The organism is Streptomyces sp. NPDC059582, from assembly GCF_042735715.1.
GTDB lineage: Bacteria > Actinomycetota > Actinomycetes > Streptomycetales > Streptomycetaceae > Streptomyces.
This window is the reverse complement of record NZ_JBHWCC010000022.1, coordinates 87833-108702: the sequence shown is the minus strand read 5'-3', so window position 1 is coordinate 108702 and position 20870 is coordinate 87833. Positions and strand designations below refer to the sequence as shown.

At 69.2% G+C, this 20870-nt stretch carries 20 protein-coding genes; 10 read left to right on the top strand and 10 right to left on the bottom strand.

The features are described from left to right. Window positions 1-163: 163 nt before the first annotated feature. From ACFV0T_RS20405 to ACFV0T_RS20385, 5 genes are all read left to right on the top strand, one after another. Window positions 164-1135 carry an NAD(P)H-dependent flavin oxidoreductase gene (locus ACFV0T_RS20405; RefSeq protein WP_385780744.1) on the top strand — a complete coding sequence of 324 codons (972 nt, stop codon included), beginning with the start codon at window positions 164-166 and terminating at the stop codon, window positions 1133-1135. 144 nt (window positions 1136-1279) lie between these two features. Beyond that, window positions 1280-1939, top strand: a complete 660-nt coding sequence (locus ACFV0T_RS20400) for a hypothetical protein (RefSeq protein ID WP_385780742.1) — start codon at window positions 1280-1282, stop codon at window positions 1937-1939. A 337-nt stretch (window positions 1940-2276) separates the two neighbouring features. Continuing rightward, a complete protein-coding gene (locus ACFV0T_RS20395; protein WP_385780739.1) occupies window positions 2277-3176 on the top strand; it encodes a phosphotransferase family protein in 900 nt (299 codons plus the stop codon). Window positions 3177-3306: 130 nt separating this feature from the next. After that, window positions 3307-3582 (top strand): hypothetical protein, encoded by a 276-nt coding sequence (locus tag ACFV0T_RS20390; RefSeq protein WP_385780736.1) that lies wholly within the window; start codon window positions 3307-3309, stop codon window positions 3580-3582. Window positions 3583-3837: 255 nt separating this feature from the next. Continuing rightward, the gene (locus tag ACFV0T_RS20385; RefSeq protein WP_385780733.1) at window positions 3838-4122 is read left to right on the top strand and encodes a hypothetical protein; all 285 of its coding nucleotides are present in this window, start codon (window positions 3838-3840) and stop codon (window positions 4120-4122) included. A gap of 648 nt (window positions 4123-4770) precedes the next feature. Here the strand turns inward: ACFV0T_RS20385 and ACFV0T_RS20380 are convergent. The 7 genes from ACFV0T_RS20380 to ACFV0T_RS20350 all read right to left on the bottom strand — a co-directional run bounded on the left by ACFV0T_RS20380 (window position 4771) and on the right by ACFV0T_RS20350 (window position 10951). Then, the gene (locus ACFV0T_RS20380; RefSeq protein ID WP_385780730.1) at window positions 4771-5394 is read right to left on the bottom strand and encodes a hypothetical protein; all 624 of its coding nucleotides are present in this window, start codon (window positions 5392-5394) and stop codon (window positions 4771-4773) included. Between the two features lie 177 nt (window positions 5395-5571). Further along, window positions 5572-6642: a M48 family metallopeptidase gene (locus ACFV0T_RS20375; protein ID WP_385780727.1), complete on the bottom strand. Its 1071-nt coding sequence runs from the start codon at window positions 6640-6642 to the stop codon at window positions 5572-5574. A 343-nt stretch (window positions 6643-6985) separates the two neighbouring features. Next, window positions 6986-7369 (bottom strand): hypothetical protein, encoded by a 384-nt coding sequence (locus ACFV0T_RS20370; protein WP_385780724.1) that lies wholly within the window; start codon window positions 7367-7369, stop codon window positions 6986-6988. A gap of 42 nt (window positions 7370-7411) precedes the next feature. Continuing rightward, a complete protein-coding gene (locus ACFV0T_RS20365) occupies window positions 7412-8143 on the bottom strand; it encodes a LuxR C-terminal-related transcriptional regulator (protein ID WP_385780816.1) in 732 nt (243 codons plus the stop codon). A gap of 253 nt (window positions 8144-8396) precedes the next feature. Further along, complete coding sequence (hchA, locus tag ACFV0T_RS20360; protein WP_385780721.1) at window positions 8397-9281, bottom strand: glyoxalase III HchA; 885 nt, start codon at window positions 9279-9281, stop codon at window positions 8397-8399. A 233-nt stretch (window positions 9282-9514) separates the two neighbouring features. Next, a complete protein-coding gene (locus ACFV0T_RS20355; RefSeq protein ID WP_385780813.1) occupies window positions 9515-10282 on the bottom strand; it encodes a PIG-L deacetylase family protein in 768 nt (255 codons plus the stop codon). Window positions 10283-10453: 171 nt separating this feature from the next. After that, window positions 10454-10951, bottom strand: coding sequence for a GNAT family N-acetyltransferase (locus tag ACFV0T_RS20350; RefSeq protein ID WP_385780719.1), 498 nt, complete (start codon window positions 10949-10951; stop codon window positions 10454-10456). 550 nt (window positions 10952-11501) lie between these two features. Between ACFV0T_RS20350 and ACFV0T_RS20345 the strand changes: the two genes are divergently transcribed. The 3 genes from ACFV0T_RS20345 (at window position 11502) to ACFV0T_RS20335 (ending at window position 13772) form a co-directional block, all read left to right on the top strand. Continuing rightward, on the top strand, window positions 11502-11735 hold the full coding sequence (locus ACFV0T_RS20345; RefSeq protein ID WP_385780717.1) for a hypothetical protein: 234 nt from the start codon (window positions 11502-11504) through the stop codon (window positions 11733-11735). Window positions 11736-11896: 161 nt separating this feature from the next. Further along, on the top strand, window positions 11897-12586 hold the full coding sequence (locus tag ACFV0T_RS20340; protein ID WP_385780715.1) for an alpha/beta hydrolase: 690 nt from the start codon (window positions 11897-11899) through the stop codon (window positions 12584-12586). A gap of 319 nt (window positions 12587-12905) precedes the next feature. Then, on the top strand, window positions 12906-13772 hold the full coding sequence (locus ACFV0T_RS20335) for an alpha/beta hydrolase (protein ID WP_385780712.1): 867 nt from the start codon (window positions 12906-12908) through the stop codon (window positions 13770-13772). Between the two features lie 35 nt (window positions 13773-13807). Here ACFV0T_RS20335 and ACFV0T_RS20330 read toward each other — a convergent pair whose 3' ends face one another. Continuing rightward, entirely contained in the window at window positions 13808-14440 is a 633-nt protein-coding gene (locus ACFV0T_RS20330) for a DUF1275 family protein (protein ID WP_385780709.1), read from the bottom strand. A 349-nt stretch (window positions 14441-14789) separates the two neighbouring features. Then, complete coding sequence (locus tag ACFV0T_RS20325; RefSeq protein WP_385780707.1) at window positions 14790-16493, bottom strand: NAD-dependent malic enzyme; 1704 nt, start codon at window positions 16491-16493, stop codon at window positions 14790-14792. 443 nt (window positions 16494-16936) lie between these two features. On the opposite strand from ACFV0T_RS20325, the gene ACFV0T_RS20320 reads away from it, so the two are divergent. After that, the gene (locus tag ACFV0T_RS20320) at window positions 16937-17476 is read left to right on the top strand and encodes an EF-hand domain-containing protein (protein ID WP_385780704.1); all 540 of its coding nucleotides are present in this window, start codon (window positions 16937-16939) and stop codon (window positions 17474-17476) included. Window positions 17477-17569: 93 nt separating this feature from the next. Here the strand turns inward: ACFV0T_RS20320 and ACFV0T_RS20315 are convergent, their stop codons facing one another. After that, entirely contained in the window at window positions 17570-19342 is a 1773-nt protein-coding gene (locus tag ACFV0T_RS20315) for a coagulation factor 5/8 type domain-containing protein (protein ID WP_385780701.1), read from the bottom strand. Window positions 19343-19636: 294 nt separating this feature from the next. On the opposite strand from ACFV0T_RS20315, the gene ACFV0T_RS20310 reads away from it, so the two are divergent. Continuing rightward, the gene (locus ACFV0T_RS20310; protein ID WP_385780698.1) at window positions 19637-20782 is read left to right on the top strand and encodes a DUF1996 domain-containing protein; all 1146 of its coding nucleotides are present in this window, start codon (window positions 19637-19639) and stop codon (window positions 20780-20782) included. The last annotated feature ends 88 nt before the right edge of the window (window positions 20783-20870 follow it).

Genomic DNA, 20870 nt, shown 5'->3' with positions numbered 1-20870 from the left:
TAGTGGACGGGTGGACGGGTGGACGGGTGGACGGGTGGACGGGTGGACGGGTGGACGGGTGGACGGGTGGACGGGTGGACGGCTGGACGGCTGGACTGGTGGGGGACCGATTGCCTTGTACGCTCCCGTTCCTTCGGCGCGCGGGGGAGAGATGATGTCCACCATGGCATGGGCAACGTCGTTCACCAGGTTGTTCGGGGTGCGGTATCCGATTGCGCTGGCGCCCATGGGCGGTTCGGCCGGCGGTGCGCTGGCCGCGGCTGTCTCGCGCGGCGGCGGGCTGGGGATGCTGGGCGCGGGCGGCGGCGACCCGGAGTGGCTGGCCCGAGAACTGCCGCTTCTCGCGGAGAGCGCGCGGAGTGCAGGCAAGCCGTGGGGTGTCGGCTTCCTGACCTGGGCGATCGATACGAACACCGTCGACCGTGTGCTGGAGCACGAGCCCCGGGCGGTGATGCTGTCCTTCGGTGATCCGAGCCCGTTCGCCGAGCGCATCCGCGCAGCGGGCGCGGCACTGATCATTCAGGTCACCGACCTGGAGGAGGCCCGGCAGGCGGTGGACCTGGGCGCCGATGTCATCGTGGCGCAGGGCACGGAGAGCGGAGGGCACGGTGCCCGCAGCGGGCGGTCCACCTTGCCGTTCGTACCGGTCGTAGTCGACCTGGCTGCCGGGGTACCCGTGCTGGCGGCCGGCGGGATCGCCGACGGGCGCGGTGTGGCCGCGGTCCTGGCCCTGGGGGCCGCCGGGGCGCTCCTCGGCACTCGCTTCCAGGCCACGACCGAGGCACTCGTCGATCCCTCGGTCACCAAGGCGATCCTGACGGGACGTGCGCAGGACACCGAACGCAGCCGGGTGCTGGACATCGCCCGAAGCTCCCGATGGCCGTCGCGCTGGACCGCGCGCACCCTCGGCCACCCCTTCCTCGACCAGTGGCGGGGCCGAGAGGCCGAACTCGCCGCCGACCCCCAGGCTCAGCGGGACTATCGCGATGCCGTGGCCCGCGGCGACGTCCCTCCGCTGCCGGTGTGGGCCGGCGAGGCCGTCGACCTCATCGACGACCTGCCCTCAGCCGCCGATCTCGTCGCCGCCCTGGCCGAGCAGGCGGAGAGGGCCCTGGCCGGAGCCGGCAGGATGTAGACGCGGCTGGGCGCCGGTTCGTGGGACGGGGACGGATGACGTGGATCGTCAAGCAGCGTTCACAGACCGCATTCACCTGTGCCTGCGCGGTGGACCGAGGTCTTCTTCGGGGCGGCTGGTCGAGGCGAGGATCATGGTCTCGTGATGAAGTGGACGAAGGAGACGCCCCCGGCCGGCCGGCCCGAGCATGAGCCGGAACTCTCGGCCCACCAGCGGGCGATGCGCAACCGGCTTCTCGCGGCCCCTGTGGTGCCCGCGTCCGAACCCTGGCGGCCCGTCTTCGAGTACGACTACGGCGTCCCTGTCGGCGGACTGCTCGGCATCGGCTTCGCGACGGACCCCGATACCGACCACGATCTGGTGATGGTCGTCTCGCACGACGGGCACGGTCTCTTCGACGCCCTCACCGGCGAGAAGATCGTCAGGGACCGCGACCCCGCTCCCGAGGACAGCACCCCCGACGCAGTCGCCGACCTGTCCTGCCCCGGGCTGGGGCCGATCACCGGAAGCCGCGTACGCATCGCCGGGCTCTTCGGCGGCGGGCTGCACACCACCACCGAAGACGGCTGGACCCTGGACGTCGTCCCCCCGGCCTGGCCGAACGATCGGGTCCTGCTGTCCAGCGACGGCGGGCTCCCGCATTCCGGCCCGCACGGAGAGGAGTGGTGGCACATCTTCCACTCGAACTACTCCACATTCCGCGCAGCCGGCTTCTCCCCCTCCGGCCGAACGATCGCCGTAGCGACCAGCAGCGACCTCTCCCTGTGGACCCGCAGTACGGACGACCGCCACGCCGACGGCTGAGACATGATCCGCCACACCGCCCGTACGGGCCATGGGGCAGCCGGCCAAGTCCGCTGGTACTGACGTGGCCGCACACCGCACGTACCCCGACGCGGTGTGCCCGCCGGAATGGGACAGACACCACGAAGCCCTGTGCACAGGTTCCGCCACCTCGCGGGAAAGGTCTGTGAACACGGTCTGTGAACACGGCTTGAGGTGGGCCATCAAGCCGTGTTCACAGCCCCTTCTCCGTCCCTGAAGGGAGGCGACCGCGCCTTTGTGGGTCTGGCAGGCGACGGCGCGGCCACCACCCGATGAACACCGCCGGCCTCATGGGATCGATTGATAAGGTCGACACATGACCCGTCGCAGCCGCGACCGCGTCGCAGACGTCCGCAGCGTCGTGGTTACGCACATGCCCGACTATCGGATCGTGTCCGTTGTGCCGCTTGGCGAGGGCCTGGACAACCTGGCGTACGAGGTCAACGGTGAGCTGATCGTGCGCTTCAGCAAGGAGCCCGACCTGGCGCGGCGGACCGCCCTGGTGGTCCAGGAGGCCCGCGTGCTCGCCGCCGTCGCCGACATCTCGCCGCTGCCCGTCCCGGAACCGACGTTCACGGCCGCGGAGCAGGGATGTCTGGCCTACCACAAGCTACCCGGCGCGCCACTGTTGGATATGCCGCGGCATCAGCGATCGGCCCACGGCACGTCGATCGCCGCCACGCTCGGCGAGCTGCTCACTGCGCTGCATGCTGTTCCGATCGATCGGGTGGCCGATCTGGTGGACGCGGACCACGAGCCGCTGGCCGAGTGGCGACATCAGACCGCGGCGAACTATGCGACGGTAGCCGGGCAGGTACCGGCGGAGTGCCGCCGGGCGGTCGAGGCGTTCTTGGATGCCGCACCACCGCACGATGGATGCACCCCGACGTTCTCCCACAACGATCTGGGGATCGAACACGTTCTCATCGACCCGGTCACATGGACGGTGACCGGCATCATCGACTGGAGCGATGCAGCCGTCGTCGACCCGGCCTACGACTTCGGGCTGCTCTACCGCGATCTCGGCCCTGCCGCCACCCGCGCCGCCATCCGCAGCTATCGAACCGACGCCGACGACCTCGCCGCTCTCAGCGAGCGCGCCGTGTTCTACGCCAGGTGCAGTGTCTTCGAGGACCTCGCACACGGCATCGAGACGGAACAAGGCAAGTACGTCGACAAGAGCCTTGCCGCGATGGAATGGCTGTTTCGGCCATAGCCGCCTCATCTCGGCCGAGCGGCTGTGGACATCAACCCCCGTGCGGGTACCGGCGCCCGTCATGCAGCCCCATTGGAGCGCATTCCTTACCCCGTGTGAGAGTGAGGCGCATGGGTTTCAACGAGGCACCGTGGAGGACCGGTTCGTGCGAGCCGTGGGGAAGGGAATGGCCTCGATCGGCCTGCACGGCAGACGGCCGGACGACGCAGAGACGGATTCGTACGGCGCTGCCAAGTACGACGGCGTGGAGGTCGTCTTCCACGGCGACGACGTCAACGGGTCGCAGCCGACCGACCACGACACCGACTTCGTTCACGTAGACAAGTGGGGCGATCTTCCGCGGGCAGCGAAACTCGCTGCCCACCTCGGCGGCACCGTGCTGGGAGACGCTCAGCTCGGCTGGTGAAGGGCGCGGCTCTGCCCGGTGGCGGCCCGGTATGCGGAGACGAAGAAGTCGCCCTTGTCCCTTGGGCTGTTCTCCACGTCGATGCCTCCTCGTGGCAGGCGGGCCAGGGCCGTGTGTCCGGGCCGGCGGCCGCCGTTCGGATCACCCGAGGCGGCCCTTCAGGTGATTGCCGGACGCCTCATGAGCCAGGCAGCCGTCGCAGGGGTACGACGTCTCGGCAGAGGACGAATCCAGAAAGCCGTAAGGAGCTTGGCGATGTACGCAGCAGTGCGGCGGTACGAAGGGGTGACCGATCCGGCCGAGGCCGCACGTCTCGTGAACGAGGGGTTCGTGCCGCTCATGCGCCAGGTCTCCGGCTTCGTGGCCTACTACTGGATCGATACCGGGGACGGAGCGCTGGTCTCGACCAGCGTCTTCCAGGACCAGGCCGGTGCCGAGGAATCGATCTCAAGGGCTGCGGACTTCGTGCGGGACAACCTTGCGTCACTGCTCCCCAACCCTCCCCAGGTCATGGTCGGTGAGGTGGTGGCTTCCGCATGACAGCGTTCGGACCGGCCACATGAGACGGCCTCCAAGGCTGTACCGGTCCGCAGTGCCCACGTGGTCACCCGTCCACAGCCGCTGAGGGCGCGGGCGGAGGTCTCCGGATTTCCGCAGCTTGCGAGGATGAGATCGACCGGCGGCGCGGGGTGCGCGGCCGCCACGGCACGTACACCGTCGTCGGGGTCGGCGAGCAACCTGCAACACCACATCGCCGTCGACGGTCGGTTGGTTCTCGCACGGCAGGAGTCGTACGGGGTGGTCGTCGTCCTTCGAGAGCAGGTCGATGACGTCCGCAGGCAGGTGCGGGCTGTCGGCGGCGCTGCGTCGTAGCCGGATCACGTCCCCCCTGTGGAAGGGGCCGCCTACTGTGTCGAGAAGGAGGTCCGTGTACGCCGGGTCCTCGCGACAGGCCTCCACCCTGGCCACTTGACGGACTTGTCGTCAGCGTCGTGGCGCAGTCGGCTGCGGGTGCCCTCGGAAAGCAAGGCCCACTGACGGCAGGCGGCCCGAAGAAGGTCCGCGTCCGGGTCGTCGGCCGCTTTGGCTTCCTCGCAGAGCAGCCTGGTCAGTACCTCGACCGGCGCCGCGGGATTCCGCCCGATCGCGGAAATGGTCTGTGCACCGCGACACGGCGGCCGTGTGCGGTCATTCGAACGCTACGACAAGGCGGACGCCGTCATCACCGAAGCGGCCTGCCAGAGCCTTCATCACCGCGAAGACATGTGACCAGTGAGTCTCAGGCCCCAGGACGGCGCCGACCGTCAACGGCTCGTACATACAGGTCAGTTCGCCGGTGGTCCACTCCACGCGCCCCGTCGCGTCGTGCAAGTCCGTCGGCGGCTCGCCCACGGCGGAAAAGGCTTCCGACGGCCACGGCTCGGATACGAGGCGTTGATGCAGTAGCGAGGGGAGCGATTTCGTGTGCCAGGTGAGGCGTCCGATGAAGTGGTCAGGTGCGGTCGTGAGGTCGAGTGACGCAACCTCCGCCCACGTGATCCAGCTTGGGCTGTGCAGGTCGCCCGCTTCGACCCAGGGAGCCAGCTGCGAGCGCATTCCGCTCGACAGATCGGCGGGCAGGCCACGGCCCGGTGCGAGCGGTCGAAAGCCCGCGTGGTTGCGTACTCCGAAGAGACAGCCGAAGGCCGCGTAGTCGGTCTCGGCATACAGCGGCCAGAGATCCATGGCGGCCGTCCACGGCTCGCCGTCGTAGTAGTCGCTACCGGCGCCGGGGTGACGAAACTCGATGCCGCCATGAATGTCCGTACTCACGGCGCCGCACCCTAGCAGTGCTCTCCAGGACTGGGAGCCGCACACCTGCGCCGGCTGTGTCCCCGAAGGCGCCGGGCAGGTGCCTGGACAGAACGCGCTGAAGGCCTTCTCGACCGTGCATTGCTCGCTCGCACCATGGCGACCTGCCTGATCAGCCCTTCTGCGCACTGCGGCCGTTCAGCGTGCCAGAGGGACGCAATCCTGTATCACCTTGCGTGCCACTGCCTGCTTGGGAAGCCGGAGTTCCTCTTCGATGCGGTTTCGGTCGGGCTCTTCGAGGGTGATCGTCGCGTGGTGGATCGGGGCGCGGGACAGTCGAGCGACGCGCAGGGTGTCGGAAGGGATGTCGGCAGTGCCGCCGACGGCCCCGGAGTTCTCGGGTTCGGACGTCTGTCCACTGCCCCGCTGTTCGCGCAGAGTCTCGACGAAGCGGGCGACCTCGTCCCAGAGTTCCTCCTGCGCGGCTGTCACGGAGCGCTTGCCTGTCAACGACCGTGCCTTGATGGCCAGGCGATGTACTTCCCGGGTCACCGCGTCTGCCAGGTGCCGGTCCCGCAGCGCGGCGATGGCTGCCTCGGTGGAAGCCGTACGGGCGGCCACGTCGTCCGCCTCGAACACCGCGTGCCGAGTGACCGGACGGGTGAGCCGCAGCAGCAGGCGGGCGGTCGCGGCCGTGGTCACCCTCGAGATCCACAGCACCCACTGACCCCTCCGGGTACGGGCGTTGAAGCACCGTGCGCCCGTGATCACGGCATCCGCGTGCGGGTTGTGAGCAGAGGCATTCGCCGTGATGTAGGTGTCGCTTCTGGCTCGCAGCGTCCAGGATCCTGCGGTCAGCGACTTGAGTGCGGTACCGACGAAGGCGTCGTTACGAAGGTCGTGGCCGCCGAGGTGCCCCATGGCGTGGGCGACGGCAGCAAGGGGCTGCCGGCCGGGCTGGGCCGCCCAGAGCGGGAGACCGAGGACAAGGCACCGCTTCCGGCGTACCCCGTAGTGGGTGACGGTCACGGAGAATTCCGGACTGAGCTGGATCGCGTCGAAACGTCGTACTCCGGCCGCGTCCGCCACGCGGTCGAGCAGCGCGAAAAGGACCGGCGCGTCCGCGTGCCGAAGCGTGGGCAGGTCAGGGTCCAACCTGCCGGGGCGCGGGCGCAGCGGAAGAGCCAGGGCCAGAAGCGCCACACCCAACAGGGGCTGTATGACCGTGCGAAGCCCGAGCACGATCAGCAGCACGGCCCCGATCGACATTCCCGCCGTAACGAGATGGACCGTGCCGGCGACGGCGTACGCGGCTACTGTCGCGCATCTGAGCAGGGCAGGGCTTTCGGGTGGAGTCTGACGGTCACTGTCCATGGGTCCCCCATTTTTTACGTTGGGCGCTCGGTGTCGCCCAGCGTGCGTCGAGTTGACCAGTACGGCGGACGACCGACAAGCCGGTTGAGCAACATCTGAGCTCTGCCCGGGCACCCGCGTGCGCCTTCCCCTGAGATCTCTCACAGGGATACGAACTGATCGCGACAGCACACCGGTTGAAGTCCGGAACACGGATCCGCCATCGCCAGTCGGCGCCCGGCGACCCGGCTCCATCCGGTCAGCGATCGACCACCCAGGTCGTGTCCGTCGGCCAGGATCCTTCGCCGACGATGTCCGCGACGATCCGGAACGCCTCGTCGAGCGGCACGGTGTCCTCGTCCGGATACTCGTCGCGCTGTCCGTTGGAAAGGACGAATCCCGTACTCACGCCTTCGGTGCCAGGGCCAGGGTCCACGGCATGTTCGCCCGCGTCGCCTTCGCCTTCGAGCAACGACACCGCCGCGCGCTCGGTGTCGGTCACGAAGGTCGGCCAACGGCCGGAAGAACTGGACAGCCACGTCTCACATCGGCCGGCGGAGATTCTCGCCCGCAGGGTCTCCACCACCGTCCCGGGCGACATCGGCTCCCCGTTGCCGTCATCGGTCACCCACGACTCGATCACGACGACCTCATGGCCGAGTCCAGGTTCTCCCCGTCCCCCACGTCACGCTGCGGGCCGGATGAGGCCGGACTCGTAGGCGAAGGTCACCGCCTGCACGCGGGCGCGGGCGCCGATCTTGGCGAGGACGTTGCTGACGTGGGTCTTGACGGTGGTCGTGGCGATGGACAGCCACTCGGCGATCTCGGCGTTGGACCAACCGGAGGCGACCGCGATGAGGACGTCGCGTTCGCGTCCGGTGAGGTTGTCGAGCCCGGTGTCTCGACGAGGAGGCCGGGTGGCGCGTTCTTGGCGGACCGTGTCGATGAGCGCGCGCGTCAGAGCGGGAGTGATGACCGCGTCCCCGGCGGCCACGACGCGGAGGGCGGCGGTCAGCTCGTTCGGGGCGGCGTCGTCGAGGAGGAACCCGTCGGCTCCGGCGCGCAGGGTGGCGTAGGCGTGCGCTTCTTGACCGGCCGGAGTCAGAACCAGTACGCGCGGAGTGGAACTGTCCGCTTTTGCCGGTGCCGGTGCCGGTGCCGGTGCGAATGCGACTGCGGGGGAGTGAGGGAGGCGTGAGGGTCGTGCGATGCGCCGGATGGTGTCGAGGGTGTCCGTCCCGGACAGGTGGCCATCGTCCAGGAGGACGACGTCGGGGCGGAGCAGGGTGCTCGCACGGACCGCTTCGCCCCCACCCGCCACTTCTCCGACGACGGTCAGATCGGGCTCGGCCGACAGGAGCATGCGCAGGGCGAGGCGTTGGAGGGATTGGTCGTTGACGACGAGTACGGAGACCATGCCTGTCTTCTCCATGCTGATCGGGGTGCCGAGGGAGAGGAGCGGAGGTGCTGAGTGAACGAAACTGTTTCGTTCACATCGTAGTCGCAGCACTCCGGCAACGCTGCACCTTTGTGGACCGCATGGCGCGCCGCCGTGCCCGCCGGACCCGCGGCGCGCCGGACTGGTGACGGGCGGAGCCGTGACCCGGTAGTTCCGTGACCCGTCACACCCGTCGGATCCGGCCGGACAGGCCCTGTCCGCAGCCCTATCCCTATCCGCGAGCGGTCCGGACCGCTTCGATGAGCGCGTCGGCCGCCAGCAGGCCGAGACTGTTGGAGGCGAGGGGGCTGTCGCCCGTGAGGAGCTTCCGGTCCCGGTGCGTCCTGCCGGTCATGTCATCGTTGACGACGTTCAATCCCTGTTCTGTCAACAGACCGGCGACGAGCCACGGCAGGCGGCCGGGGAGATAGCCGATCTCGAGGTTGGGTCCCTCGTCGAGTGAGTCCGGGAAGACGCATACCGAGTACCCCTTGAACGGCGACTCCTCCTTGCCCAGCGAGGCGGCGAGCAGTGAGGCCGGGCCATGGCACAAGGTGATGACGAACTTGTCGTTCGACAGGGCCCAGTCGAGCGTCTCACTGACAGCCTGGCTGGTGGGCAGGCCTACGACCGCCCCGTGTCCGCCGGGAATGAAGACGGCGATGTACTCCGAATCGTCCCCCAGGCGGTTGGCGACGACATCGGCAAGGTCCATGGGGTTCTTCAGCTTCGGCCTGATGGACGCGAAGGTCGCCTGAACTGCCTCGTCCTCTTCCGGCATGGCCCACATCTCGAGCTTCGCGGGGTAGCCCCCCACGGTGGCGACATCGACGTCGAAGCCCGCTTCCATCAGGTGGTGAAGCGGAAGCAGCATCTCGACCGGATGGTTTCCGGTGGAGAACATGGTGCCGTTCTCCACCAGTACGTAGCGCTCCGCGGCCGCGATCATGAGCACCTTCCACCGTCCCCCGGCGTAGGCGCCCTTGTGCTGCACCCCGTCGAAATCGGTCCTCGGGGAGGTGTACTGGCTGAGCGAATACGGTGACGGGAAGAACGCGTTGTCCTCGGCCGGATCCGGCGTGGGGTCCCTGCTCAAACCTTCTGCGGCAGATGGCATGCCGACGACCTGCTTTCGTCACCGACTGAAAGTCTCGAAGTCTCGCTCAGTGGTCATGAGCCGGGTCATGAGCCGGCTCATGAGCCGGGTGTGCGGGCTGGAAGAGGGCGCAGCACGCGGCCACTCTGGGGTGATTCATGACGATGCTATCGCGGCCGGCTCGACCCGGCAGGTGGACCAGGAGCGGACCCCACCCTCCGCCATGCCGAAGAAGACGCCGGATCGTGGGATCTTCACCGCAGCCCACCCGGCGTGGGTCTGGGGTCGAGGTGAGTGAAGTACTCGATCGAGATGACCCGGTCTCGTCGATCGGCCGGGAGGCGGGAGAGGATGCCGGGCAAGGACCGTTCCCTGGCCGTTTCGCTGCGGTGGGCCAGGATGGCGTCCCACTTCTGCTGGATCCAGGCACTCACGTCGACCGTCGCGGTGACGAAGTCGTCCGGCACGCTGAGCACCCGCTTGCCGACCTGGGCCAGCAGGGGAGCCAGCTCGCCGATGCCGGAATGCGGATGCGTGGCCAGGTACAGAGCCGTGGACTGCCAGGGGTCGCCCGCATCCGGGTAGAGGTGTTCGAGTCCCGCGGCGTGAACCGCGATCATGGTCGCCTGGTGGGTGCGGACGTGATCGGGATGGCCCGTCAGCTGGCCGTACGCGTCATGAGTGACGACGATCTCGGGCCGGACCTCGCGGATGTGCCCGACGAGCAGTTCCACGACCGCGTCGAACGGCGCGTCGCACAACCGCGGCCGGCCGGGGGCCGACTCGGGGACACGGGCGTCGGCGAACCCGAGCATCCGCGGACGCCCGGCCCCCAGGACCGCCAGGGCGTCTGCCAGCTCGGCGGCCCGATGGGTGTCCGGGCCCCAGGTGGCGGTGACGACGGCGGTGCGCGCGCCCGCGGCCGCGTGCCGCGCGAGGACACCGCCGGCCAGGAGGGATTCGTCGTCCGGGTGGGCGAACACCCCGAGCAGGGACGGCCGGACCGAAGGGTGGGACGGGATCACGATGGGGGAGCCTTCCTGCCCGCACTCGCAAGGTGCGTCTTGTGCGGTCCGCAGCCGGCTCACGCGCCGACTCTCGCTGCTTGCGGCGCGCGCCATGGGGGAGCCGCCTTCTCCGGTGCGGCGGAGCGCGCCTGTCGTCTAGGCGCGGCCGGTTGTCGTCGATCGCGGTCAGCAGGTTCGCCGGTATTCAACCTGGTCCACGGGGTTGCCGTCGCCGTAGTCGTAGGCGCGTGTGGCGCCGGATTCGGCGAAGCCGCACTTGGTGTAGAAGCGGCGGGACTGCGGGGTGTCGCGCAGCGTCCACAGGTGTACCTGAGTGAATCCGTCGCTGCGAAGCCGCCGCAGTGACTCGGCCAGCAGCGCGGCGGCGACGCCGCTGCCCCAGCCGTCCGGATGGCAGTAGAAGCTGAAGATCTCCGCGAACTCCGCCCCGGCCTCGGACGGGCGCAGCAGGGACAGGGCCAGCGGGCGGCCGTCCAGTACGGCGAGCAGAATCGTGCCCGTGCCCTCCGAGATCCGCTCGTGCCACCTCGTGCGCCTGCTCGCGACGGCCCGCGCGGCGAACTCCGTTGAGAAGAACGGGGCGTGGGACGCCTCCCAGGACGCGGCGTGGATCTCGCCGAGCACGTCGCCGTCCTCCGGCCGGGCACAACGAACCTCGATCATGCGATCACCCTAGCCGCAGCTTCTTGCGGGCCGCCTCGACTCGGCATGCCGGGACGACCTCACCTCCCGGTGATCGCGCCGGCCACCCCGAGGCCGACCGTCGGGGGCCGCGGCCACAGGAACTCGCGCCCTGGAACCAGGAGTCGTAGGGGCCGCGTCTCGATCTTCGGCGCAGGGCCGGGCAGTGGTACGCGACGGAGGGGGAACCAGAGTGCAGCCGCGGATCCGACGTCGCGTCGCTGTGTCGGCGTGGGCCGCGACGGCCGTTTGCGCGGTTCAGGCCCTCACCGGCTGCTTCGCTCGGCAGGGGAACCATGAGCCGCCCGCGCCCGGTATCGCGGCATCCGAGGTCACCGTGGTTCGTGGTGACGCGACGTACCCCTTGACCATCAAGATCACAGGCTGGGAGGTGCGGCCCCATCCTCAGGTCCCCGACCGGGGCGCGGCGGTGCACTTCAGCTATCGCGCGACCTTCACGGACCACTTGCCGGAACCCGCTGTGGAAGTCGCTGCGTGCGCGGTGACCTCAGCGGATGTCGTGCTGGGGTGCATGCCCATCGGCATCTACCAAGAAGAGCCCCGGATAGAGGAGTCCCGGATACAGGACGCCGACACCTGGATGGGCCCCGCCTCCGAGCTGACCCCGGGCCTGTCCGGCACGGCCCGTGTCGTTCTCCTCCCCGACCAGCTCGTCCCTGACGAGAAGGCCGGCGATCCCAAGGACAGTGACGGCTACGTCCCGCCCCGCATCCCGATACCAGGCGACCGGCTGCGCACCAGCTGAACCGCCGCTGGAGAACTGCTGCTCACCGTTCCCTACCGGGCCGCGGTACCGAGTCGCTAAGGCCCCCGCTCCCACGGGTTCGGTGTGCGGTGGCGGTCGGCGGGTGACCCGCCTAGCGTGGCCGAGGGGCCGGGCTCCGCCGAGAGAAATGGTGCGACCTCATGTCCGACAAGCCTTCCATCGTGCTGGTCCACGGTTTCTGGGGCGGAGCGGCGCACTGGGCCAAGGTGATCACCGAACTCCACGGGCGCGGATTCGGCTCGCTGCACGCGGTGGAGAACCCGCTGACCTCGCTGGCGGAGGACGCCGAACGCACCCGTAAGATGGTGCGGCAGATCGACGGACCCGTGCTGCTGGTCGGGCACTCCTACGGTGGCGCCGTCATCACCGAGGCCGGGGACCTGCCGAACGTGGCCGGACTGGTCTATGTCGCCGCCTTCGCCCCGGACGCGGGGGAGAGCGCCGGGCAGATCAGCCAGGAGGCGCCTCCGGCCGCTTTCGAGAACATCGTCGCGGACTCCGACGGCTACCTGTGGATCAAGCAGGACAAGTTCCACGAGAGCTTCGCCCAGGACCTGTCGCCGGAAGAGGCGCTCGTCATGGCGGTGACACAGAAGGCCCCGCTGGGGTCGACGTTCGGTGACAACGTCACGGCCCCTGCCTGGCGTGTGAAGCCGTCCTGGTACCAGGTCTCCACGGGCGACCGCATGATCCACCCGGACAACGAACGCCGCATGGCCCAGCGCATGAACGCTCGCGAGGTCATCGAACTGGACGCCGGACACGCCTCCTTGGCGTCCCAGCCCGGTCCGGTGACCGACCTGATCGAAGAAGCCGCCAACGCCCTTTGAGGCAGAGCGGGGCGTTCACCACGGGCAGCGCCGTGACAGCCGCCACCGGTCATCACGATGTGGCCGGTCGTGGTGGCCGGACGTCGTCGGCGACAGTCGAAGGTCCGACCGTCGCCGGGTGCCGAACGAGGAACGCAGACGGGCCGTGGCCGGCACAGCACCGCGCGAAGAGCTCGTCGGGCCGATGCGACGACCAGGCATTAGTGTGAATGGGTGAGCCGGGGCGTGTCGACGGCGAAAGCGCTGTGCCCATTCATACGGTGCGTCGCTCTCTCGCTGTGCACAGCATGCGTCCCCCAGCGGAGCAAGGAGACTTCACATGAAGGCATCCACTACGCGGCGGCGGTTCATCCCGATAGCGGCGGTGGTGGCGGCCACGGCCACCATGGCGACCATGGCCGCGGCGTCCCCACCTGACGGCACCACGAGGGCCGGGCACGCGGCTGCCGAGTCGGTGGCCCGGCAGAACACGAAGCCCACGGTGGTACTGGTGCACGGAGCCTGGGCGGACGCCTCGAGCTGGAACGGCGAGGTGAAGATCCTGCAGAAGGCGGGCTACACCGTCCGTGCCATCGGGAACCCGCTGGAGGACCTGACGACCGACGCGCAAACCGTCAAGGACTTCCTCAAGAGCATCCGTGGGCCGATCGTGCTGGTGGGGCACTCCTACGGCGGTTCCGTGATCACGAACGCCGCGGACGGGGTGAGCAACGTCAAGGCACTCGTGTACGTCGACGCGGCCGCGCCGGCGGTGGGCGAGACCACCGCACAACTCAGCGGCTCGACGTCCGTCCTGGGCGGTCCGCCGTCCAAGCTGTACGACGCCGTGCCGTACGCGAACGCTCCTGCCAAGGCGTCCGCCCTGTACCTCAAGAAGGACGTCTTCGTCACGAAGTTCGCCGGCAGCGTGCCGCGCGAGCAGGCGATCAACCTGTGGGCAACGCAGCGGGCGGCGACCACGGTGGCCTTCAACACCCCCTCCAAGGCGGCGGCGTGGAAGACGATCCCGTCCTGGTACTTCATCAGCAGCGGGGACCGGATCATCACGCCGGAGTCGGAGAAGAAGATGGCGAAGCGCGCGGGGTCGAAGGTGACCGTCTTCCCCGGCGGTTCGCATCTGACCCTGGTGTCCAATCCCGGCGCCGTGAGCAAGGTCATCGAGTCGGCGATCGCGTCGGTGAGGTGAGGAGAGGTGACGTAGCGCAGTGGGTGCCCACCGGCTCACCGGTGGGCACCTGGCTGCGGACCTCGGTGCATCGGGAAGGCCAGGGCGGCGGCGGCCGTCGCGACGACCACGACGGCCGGACCGAGGCGCAGGTCGAGGAACAGGGCTCCCGATGTCGTCAACGCCCCCAGCACCAGCATGATGACCAGCCCCGCACGAAAGGACGCGTAGCGGGTGCTGCCGTCGGCCGCGTCCTGGGCGATGCTGGTCAACGTGCCGGTGACGAAGGTCGTGGTCACCCCGGAGGCGGGCTCGTAGCGTTTGGCGGCCGCCGTCTGGGCTCCCATCGCCGCCGCTGACGCCGCGAGCATGACGAGCCGAAGAGCGCTGCCAGGGTGCGGACTTACGCAGACCATGACCAACAGCGCGACGTTGAGGGCGACCACGGCCCACAACACGCCGACGATGCCACGCCAGTTCGGGACGGGCCGCTTCGGTGCGACCCGGGAGGCCGTGTACACGGCGAGCAGGAACGCCCCCAGAGTCGTGGCCGTCCCCGAGAGGAGCGCACCGTACGCAGGCTGGGAGGTCAGCCCGGCCAGCACGAGGCTTCCCGTCATGTTCGCGGTGAACACAGCGCCGAGCTGTGAGAAGGCAAAGGCGTCGCCGGCACCGGCAGCGTAGGACATCAGTGCCGACACCGTGGCCAGGCGCCCCCCGCCGGGGGTCGAGGACGCGGATGGCACGAGCGTCACTGAGGCTGCCTTCGCCGGCTCCGGGCCGGGGAGCCCCCATGCGGTGCCGGTGCGGACAACGAAGCCTCCCTCGACGAAGGTATGCGCCCATGTACGCATGGTTCTGCTCCGTGTCCCCGCGCGAGCGCGGCCGTCCGAGTGACGGGGAAGCCGTCCGAGTGACGGGGCGTAACAGGGAGGGACGGGGCTGACCATCGCTCCGCGCACCCTCGTCGGCGAGTCCGGCGTGCCAGAACTGCCCGGACAGACAAGCAGGGAGTCCGGACGGTCGGCGCGGCGGCGGTCAGACCGCGCTGATCGGGCGGTAGACCGGCTCCCACATCGCCTGCCTTACGCGCTCGTCGATGGTGTCGTCCACCGGTTCCCCGGCCACCCCGTCCGCGGCAGCGGCCCGGGCGACGGCTACGGCGACCGCCGTGGAGGTGCGGCGCAGGTCGTCGGTGAGCGGCAGGATGGGCTCGCCGGGCGTCCTGGGATCGGCCTGCCCGGCGACGGCGTGCGCCGCGGCGACGAGCATGGCGTCGGTGACGCGGGTGGCCCGGGCCACGACGGCGCCGAGGCCCAGGCCGGGGAAGACCAGGGCGTTGTTCGCCTGTCCGATCCGGTAGGTGACTCCGTCGCGGGTGACGGGATCGAACGGACTGCCGGTGGCGATGAGCGCGCGGCCGTCCGTCCACTCCAGGAGGTCGGCCGGGACCGCCTCGGACAGCCGGGTCGGGTTGGACATCGGCAGGATGATGGGGCGCTCGACATGCGCCGCCATCTCGCGGACGACCGTTTCGTCGAACGCGCCGCCCCGGCCGGAGGTGCCGATCAGGACGGTGGGCCGGACCCGCCGGACCACCTCCGCCAGCGGGATGCCGCCCACTTCCGCGTCCTCATGCCAGTCGGCGACCTCCTCGGCGGGCCGGGCGTACGGCGCTTGGAAATCCCGGACCCCGTCCTGGCCGTCGGTGATCAGCCCGTAGCGGTCCACGGCCCAGAATCGTCGTACGGCCTCCTCGCGCGACAGACCGTCGGCGGCCATGGCGTCACGGAGCTGGTCGGCGATGCCGATACCGGCCGTGCCCGCGCCGAACACCACCACACGATGGTCGCGCAGCGCCGACCCACTGACCCGTACCCCGGACAGGACGGCGGCGAGGTTGACCGCCCCGGTGCCCTGGACGTCGTCGTTGAAGACGAACTGCCGGTGGCGCCAGCGGTCCAGAATCCGGCGCGCGTTGGAGGTGCCGAAGTCCTCGAAGTGGAGCATCGCTTCGGGGAAGAGCTTCGCAGCCGTCGTGACGTAGGAGTCGACGAAGGCGTCGTAGGTCGCCGTGTCGACACGGGGGTGGCGGTTGCCGAGGTACAGCGGATCGGCGAGAAGCCGCTCGCGGTTGGTGCCGACGTCGAGTACGACGGCGAGCACCCGGGTGGGGTCGATGCCCGCGGCGGCGGTGTACACCGCGAGCTTGCCCACCGAGATGTCGATGCCGCCGACGCCCCAGTCACCGATCCCGAGGATGGCCTCTCCGTCGGTCGCCACGACGAGGTCGACGTCGGAGCCGGTCTTTCCGGAGGAGTGCAGCGCGCGTTCCATGTCCTCGGGCGCGTCGACCGATAGGTAGATACCGCGTGGCCGCCGGAACTCGTTGCTGTACTGCTCGATCGCGGTGCCGATGGTCGGCGTGTAGACGATCGGCAGCATCTCGGAGATGTGGTCGCCGACGAGCCGGTAGAACAGGACCTCGTTGCGGTCGTGCAGGGCGGTCAGGTAGACGTTCTTGGCCAGGTCGCTGGTCTGGGCCGTGTACTGGCCGTAGGCACGGTCGGCCTGCTGGTCCAGGGTGAGGACCTGCGGCGGGATCATGCCGACGAGGTCCAGATCCTCACGCTCGCCGACGCTGAAGGCCGTTCCCCGGTTGAGGCGGGGATCGGACAGCACGGCCCGGCCGCGCGCGGTCGTCTCATATCTGTTGAGCTGCGCGTTCCACCGAGTGGTCATCTCACTCCCCGGTCGGCGAAAAACGGGAGGGCCCGGCCCGGCGAGGACTCTTCCCCATCGGAAGCCGGAGGACGCCGGTAGCCGGAGGAGGCCGGAGAGCACCGGAAGCCGGAGGGTGGAGACCCGTCCTGCCGCTCTTCCAGACTGCACCGAGCATTCACCTGCGTCCAACGCAGACGCCGCCGGTGCCGAGGGCGTCAACAGCCAGGTCTTGTCTGGTGCGACGCCGGCCGGGCTCCAGGGCGGGCAACCGGTGTCGCGGGGGGTCCGGCGACATCAGGACTTCCCGCACCTCTGGTGAGGCCCGCCCACGGGTGATCGTTCGCGCACATGTGCCCGTGGGAGCGGGGGCGCGCCTCCGCCTACAGTTGCACGCTGTACGCCGCCTCGTGGGGCGGTCGCCGGCAGTCCATGGTTCGGTTCGGCGTCGAGGGAGGCCGCTCGTGGCCAGTGCGTTTCAGGAGCGCAAGCTCAAGGGGATGTTCGCCGCGTTCGACGCGGACAGCGACGGCTATCTGCGCGAGGAGGACTTCAGGGCGCTCGTGGCCCGTTGGAGCCGACTGCCGGGAGTGGGTCCCGGGACGGAACTGCGTGCCCGGGTGGAGGCACTCCTGATGGGCTGGTGGGCGGCGCTGCTCGAAGCAGGCGACGCCAACGGTGACGGAGCGGTCGACATGGGCGAGCTGCTCTCCCTCGTCGACAAGCTGCCCGCCATGACCGCGGACGTCACCGCGACCGCCGAGACCGTCTTCGACGCGGTGGACGCCAACGGCGACGGCCGTATCTCCCCGGAGGAACACCGCAGGCTCGTCGAGACCTGGAACGGCCGGCCGGTGGACATGACCGGCGTCTTCGAACTGCTCGACCTGAACGGTGACGGCCACCTCAGCCGCGAGGAGTTCGCGCTGCTCTGGCGCCAGTTCTGGACCAGCGACGACCCGGTGGAACCCGGCAACTGGCTCTGCGGCCGATTCCCCGGCTAGGTGTGCCGTCCCGGCAGGTTGGTGACGCGGCCGGCTGGGGCGTGCCCGCCCGAGTGCGGCCCCGTCCGTGGCAGGACGGAGCCGCACCCCGGTTCACGGGTAGGACACGACCGTGGACGGTGTGGTCGAGGTGCCCGAGGTCGGCGCCCCGGTGTCGTTGATGACACGCTCGTACTGGCCGTTGCCGCCGAGGGAGACGACCAGGAGGTTGTGGAACTTCACGCCCGAACGGTTCGGGGCGGCGAAGCCGTGGTGCTGGAGGATCGTCGGGGCCACGTTGTAGTAGCAGTAGCTGCCCAGGCCCCAGCCCTCGTGCGCGGTCACGCCGTCACCGACCCGGTAGGCGGCGTACCCCTTCACCGAGCCGTTCTGGATCGCGGCCTGGTTGGGGGCGTCGTACGCCTTCTCGTTCTGGAAGAAGATCGTGCGGCCGCGCTGGCCGAACCACTGCACGTCGTACTTGTTGAAGTGCTCCACGAACAGGCCCGTGGCCAGTACGTCGTCGCCGTTGACGACGACACCGTAGTCGGCCCGGTTGGTCTCCCAGCCGACGCCGGCCCCGTGGTCGGCGCGCCACACCCAGGTGTGGTCGACGATGGTGTGCCGGTTGTTGATCACCATGCTGGTGGTGGCCTTGCCCGCGCCGGCCCCGCCGATACGGACGAACACGTCCTGGACTGTGGTGGGGTTGGCGGAGTGGTCCCGTGACGCGCCCGTCGGCCCGACTTCCAACAGGGTCGCCGAGTTGACGGGTCCGGCGTCGATCAGGAAGCCCGCCAGGCGTACGCCGTCGACGTCGGCGACCTTGAGCGCCGTGACGCCGTTGTCCGGGATGAGCGTGGCGTACCCCAGACCGAGGACGACCGTGTCCGCGCGGTTGACCTGGAGTGGCTGGTCCAGGTGGTAGATGCCCGGCGTCAGCAGGAGGTGCAGCCCTTGCGTGAGCGCCTGGTTGAGGGTCGCCGCGGTGACGCCCGGCTTGGCGACGTAGAACTGCGACAGCGGCAGGGAGGTGCCCCGAGGCGTGCCGTTGCCCCAGGTGACCCCGCGGGCGTTGGTGCGCTTCTCCGGCAGGAAGACACGGAACTCGGTGCCGCTCACGTACAGGAAGGGCTTCTCGCGGGATACCGGCGTGGTGTCGAGCGTGGTGTACGGCGGGTTCGGGAAGCCCTGTGCGGGCGCGCCCTGGACACCCGAGAACACCATGTTCCAGACGCCGTTGAGCCAGCTGCCGATGACACTGTCGCGGGTGTACCACTGCTGCTGCGAGTACGGTCCGACCTGGCCGTCTATGCGGCTGTCGGCGATGTACCCCCCACTCGCCCAACCGTAGCCGGACGGCGCGAGGTTGAGACCGCCGCGCACGTGCATGCGCCGGAAGGGCGCCGCCTGCGCGACCGCCCACCGGTTGGTGCCGTTCGCCGGGACCAGGGCCAGGTTCTCGGCCGAACGCCAGAAATTCTGCGTCGCGTTGCCGTTGAACCAGCCCGCGTCGACCGTCACGTCCCCGTTGATGGTCGTGTCGTCGGGGGAGAGGCCGAGGCCCGCGATCGAGGTGTAGAAGCCGAGTTGGGCGTTGAGACCGCTGTAGGTGCCGGGCTTGAACAGCAGCGCGTATCGGCCGGTGCCGAACTGGGCCGACTCCTGGCGCCGGAACACGTCGTCCAGTCTGGCCTGGATGTTGGGCGTCGACGAATCGAAGATCAGGACGTTCGGACCGAGGTCGCCACCGCCGGGCAGGGCGAGCGGACTCCTGCGGGGGGAGGCGGCCGTCGCCGGCGCCGAGAGGCCCGCCACGGCGGAGGCTGCCGCCGCCGCGGCGCCGAGGACGGTTCTGCGGCCGACGGAAGGGGGGTGGGGAGTCATGCGCGGCTCTCCTGGTTCAGGAAGTGAACGGAGTGGGGGTGAGGGAGCGCTCTCTCGCCTTTGGATGCTTCAGGCGGTGTGAACCATGCGTCAAGAGATGTGACCGAAGTTTCGATCGATTTCGCTGATCGACCGTCATATTTCGTCACACGCCTTCGAGAAGTGTGCGCGGCCGAGCTCTGATCCCCGTGTCGGATCCCTTGACACCTCGCGTCACCGCCTCAACACTCCAGCAGTGGGAGAGCGCTCTCCCGTGTTCCTTCGTCCACCCCCACCTCCGTTCAGGAGCTTTCCATGCCACGGAGATCGAAGATCGTTTCGGGGGCGCTGATCGCGAGTGCCCTGCTGCTGACCTCGCTGGGCCTCGCCGGAGTGGCGCAGTCGTCCACCGATACCCAGACCGGCCAGACTGGCCAGACCGGCCAGACCGGCCAGACTGGCCAGACTGGCCAGACCGGCCAGACCAGCCAGACCGGCTTGGCCGGCCACACCGGCCACTCCATGGCGGCATCGACCGCCTTCTCGCCCGAGGACCCCGACGGCGACGGCTACATCCTCGCGAACCCGCCGGTCACCGGCGTCACCCCGTCGACCCAGAACCCGCCGCACCGCTACTTCCACGAGTTCCAGGCCAACTGCGCGGTCAGCCACACCAGGCCGGACGACCCCATCGTCTACCCGCAGCAGTCCGGCAAGTCGCACGACCACACGTTCATGGGCAACACCACGACGAACGCGAACAGCACCACCGCCTCGCTCGACGCGGGCACCACCGCCTGCAACGCACCGGGAGACCGGTCGGGCTACTGGATGCCGACGCTGTTCAACGGTGACCAGCCCGTCCGGCCGGTCGGCCCGCAGGTCATCTACTACAAGACCGGCGTCACCGACTACACCAGCGTCCGGCCCTTCCCGAAGGGCTTGCGGTTCCTCGTCGGCAGTCCGACGCAGACCGCCGACGAGTTCCGTCACCACCCCGGCTTCGTCGAGGGCTGGGAGTGCGGCGACAGCTTCTTCAACGTCGACATCCCCGTCAGCTGCCCTGCCCGCCCTGATGTGCAGCTCAACATTCGCTTCCAGGCGCCCAGTTGCTGGGACGGCAAGTACCTCGACACTCCCGACCACAAGAGCCACATGGCCTATCCGGTGGTCAAGCCCGGCACCAACGACAACATGTGCCCGGCCGACCATCCCGTCGCGGTCCCGATGATCGAGTTCAAGATGGCGTTCCCGGTCAACGGGGACATGTCGAGGGTCAGGCTGGCCAGCGGAGCCGGGCACTCGTTCCACTACGACTTCTTCAACGCCTGGGACAACGCCACGCTCAAGGCCCTGGTCGACCACTGCGTCGTCGGCGGCCTCCAGTGCAACGCGCGCGGCTACGACGAGACACACCCCGAGGCGGGCGCGGCCCTCAACGAGCACTACGAACTCCCCTGAGCCTGCTGACGCGCCTGGGCTGCCTGTGCCCGTCGAGGCGCCTGGGCCCCTGAGACCCCCGCGGTCTCCGAATCACTGAGCCCCCTTG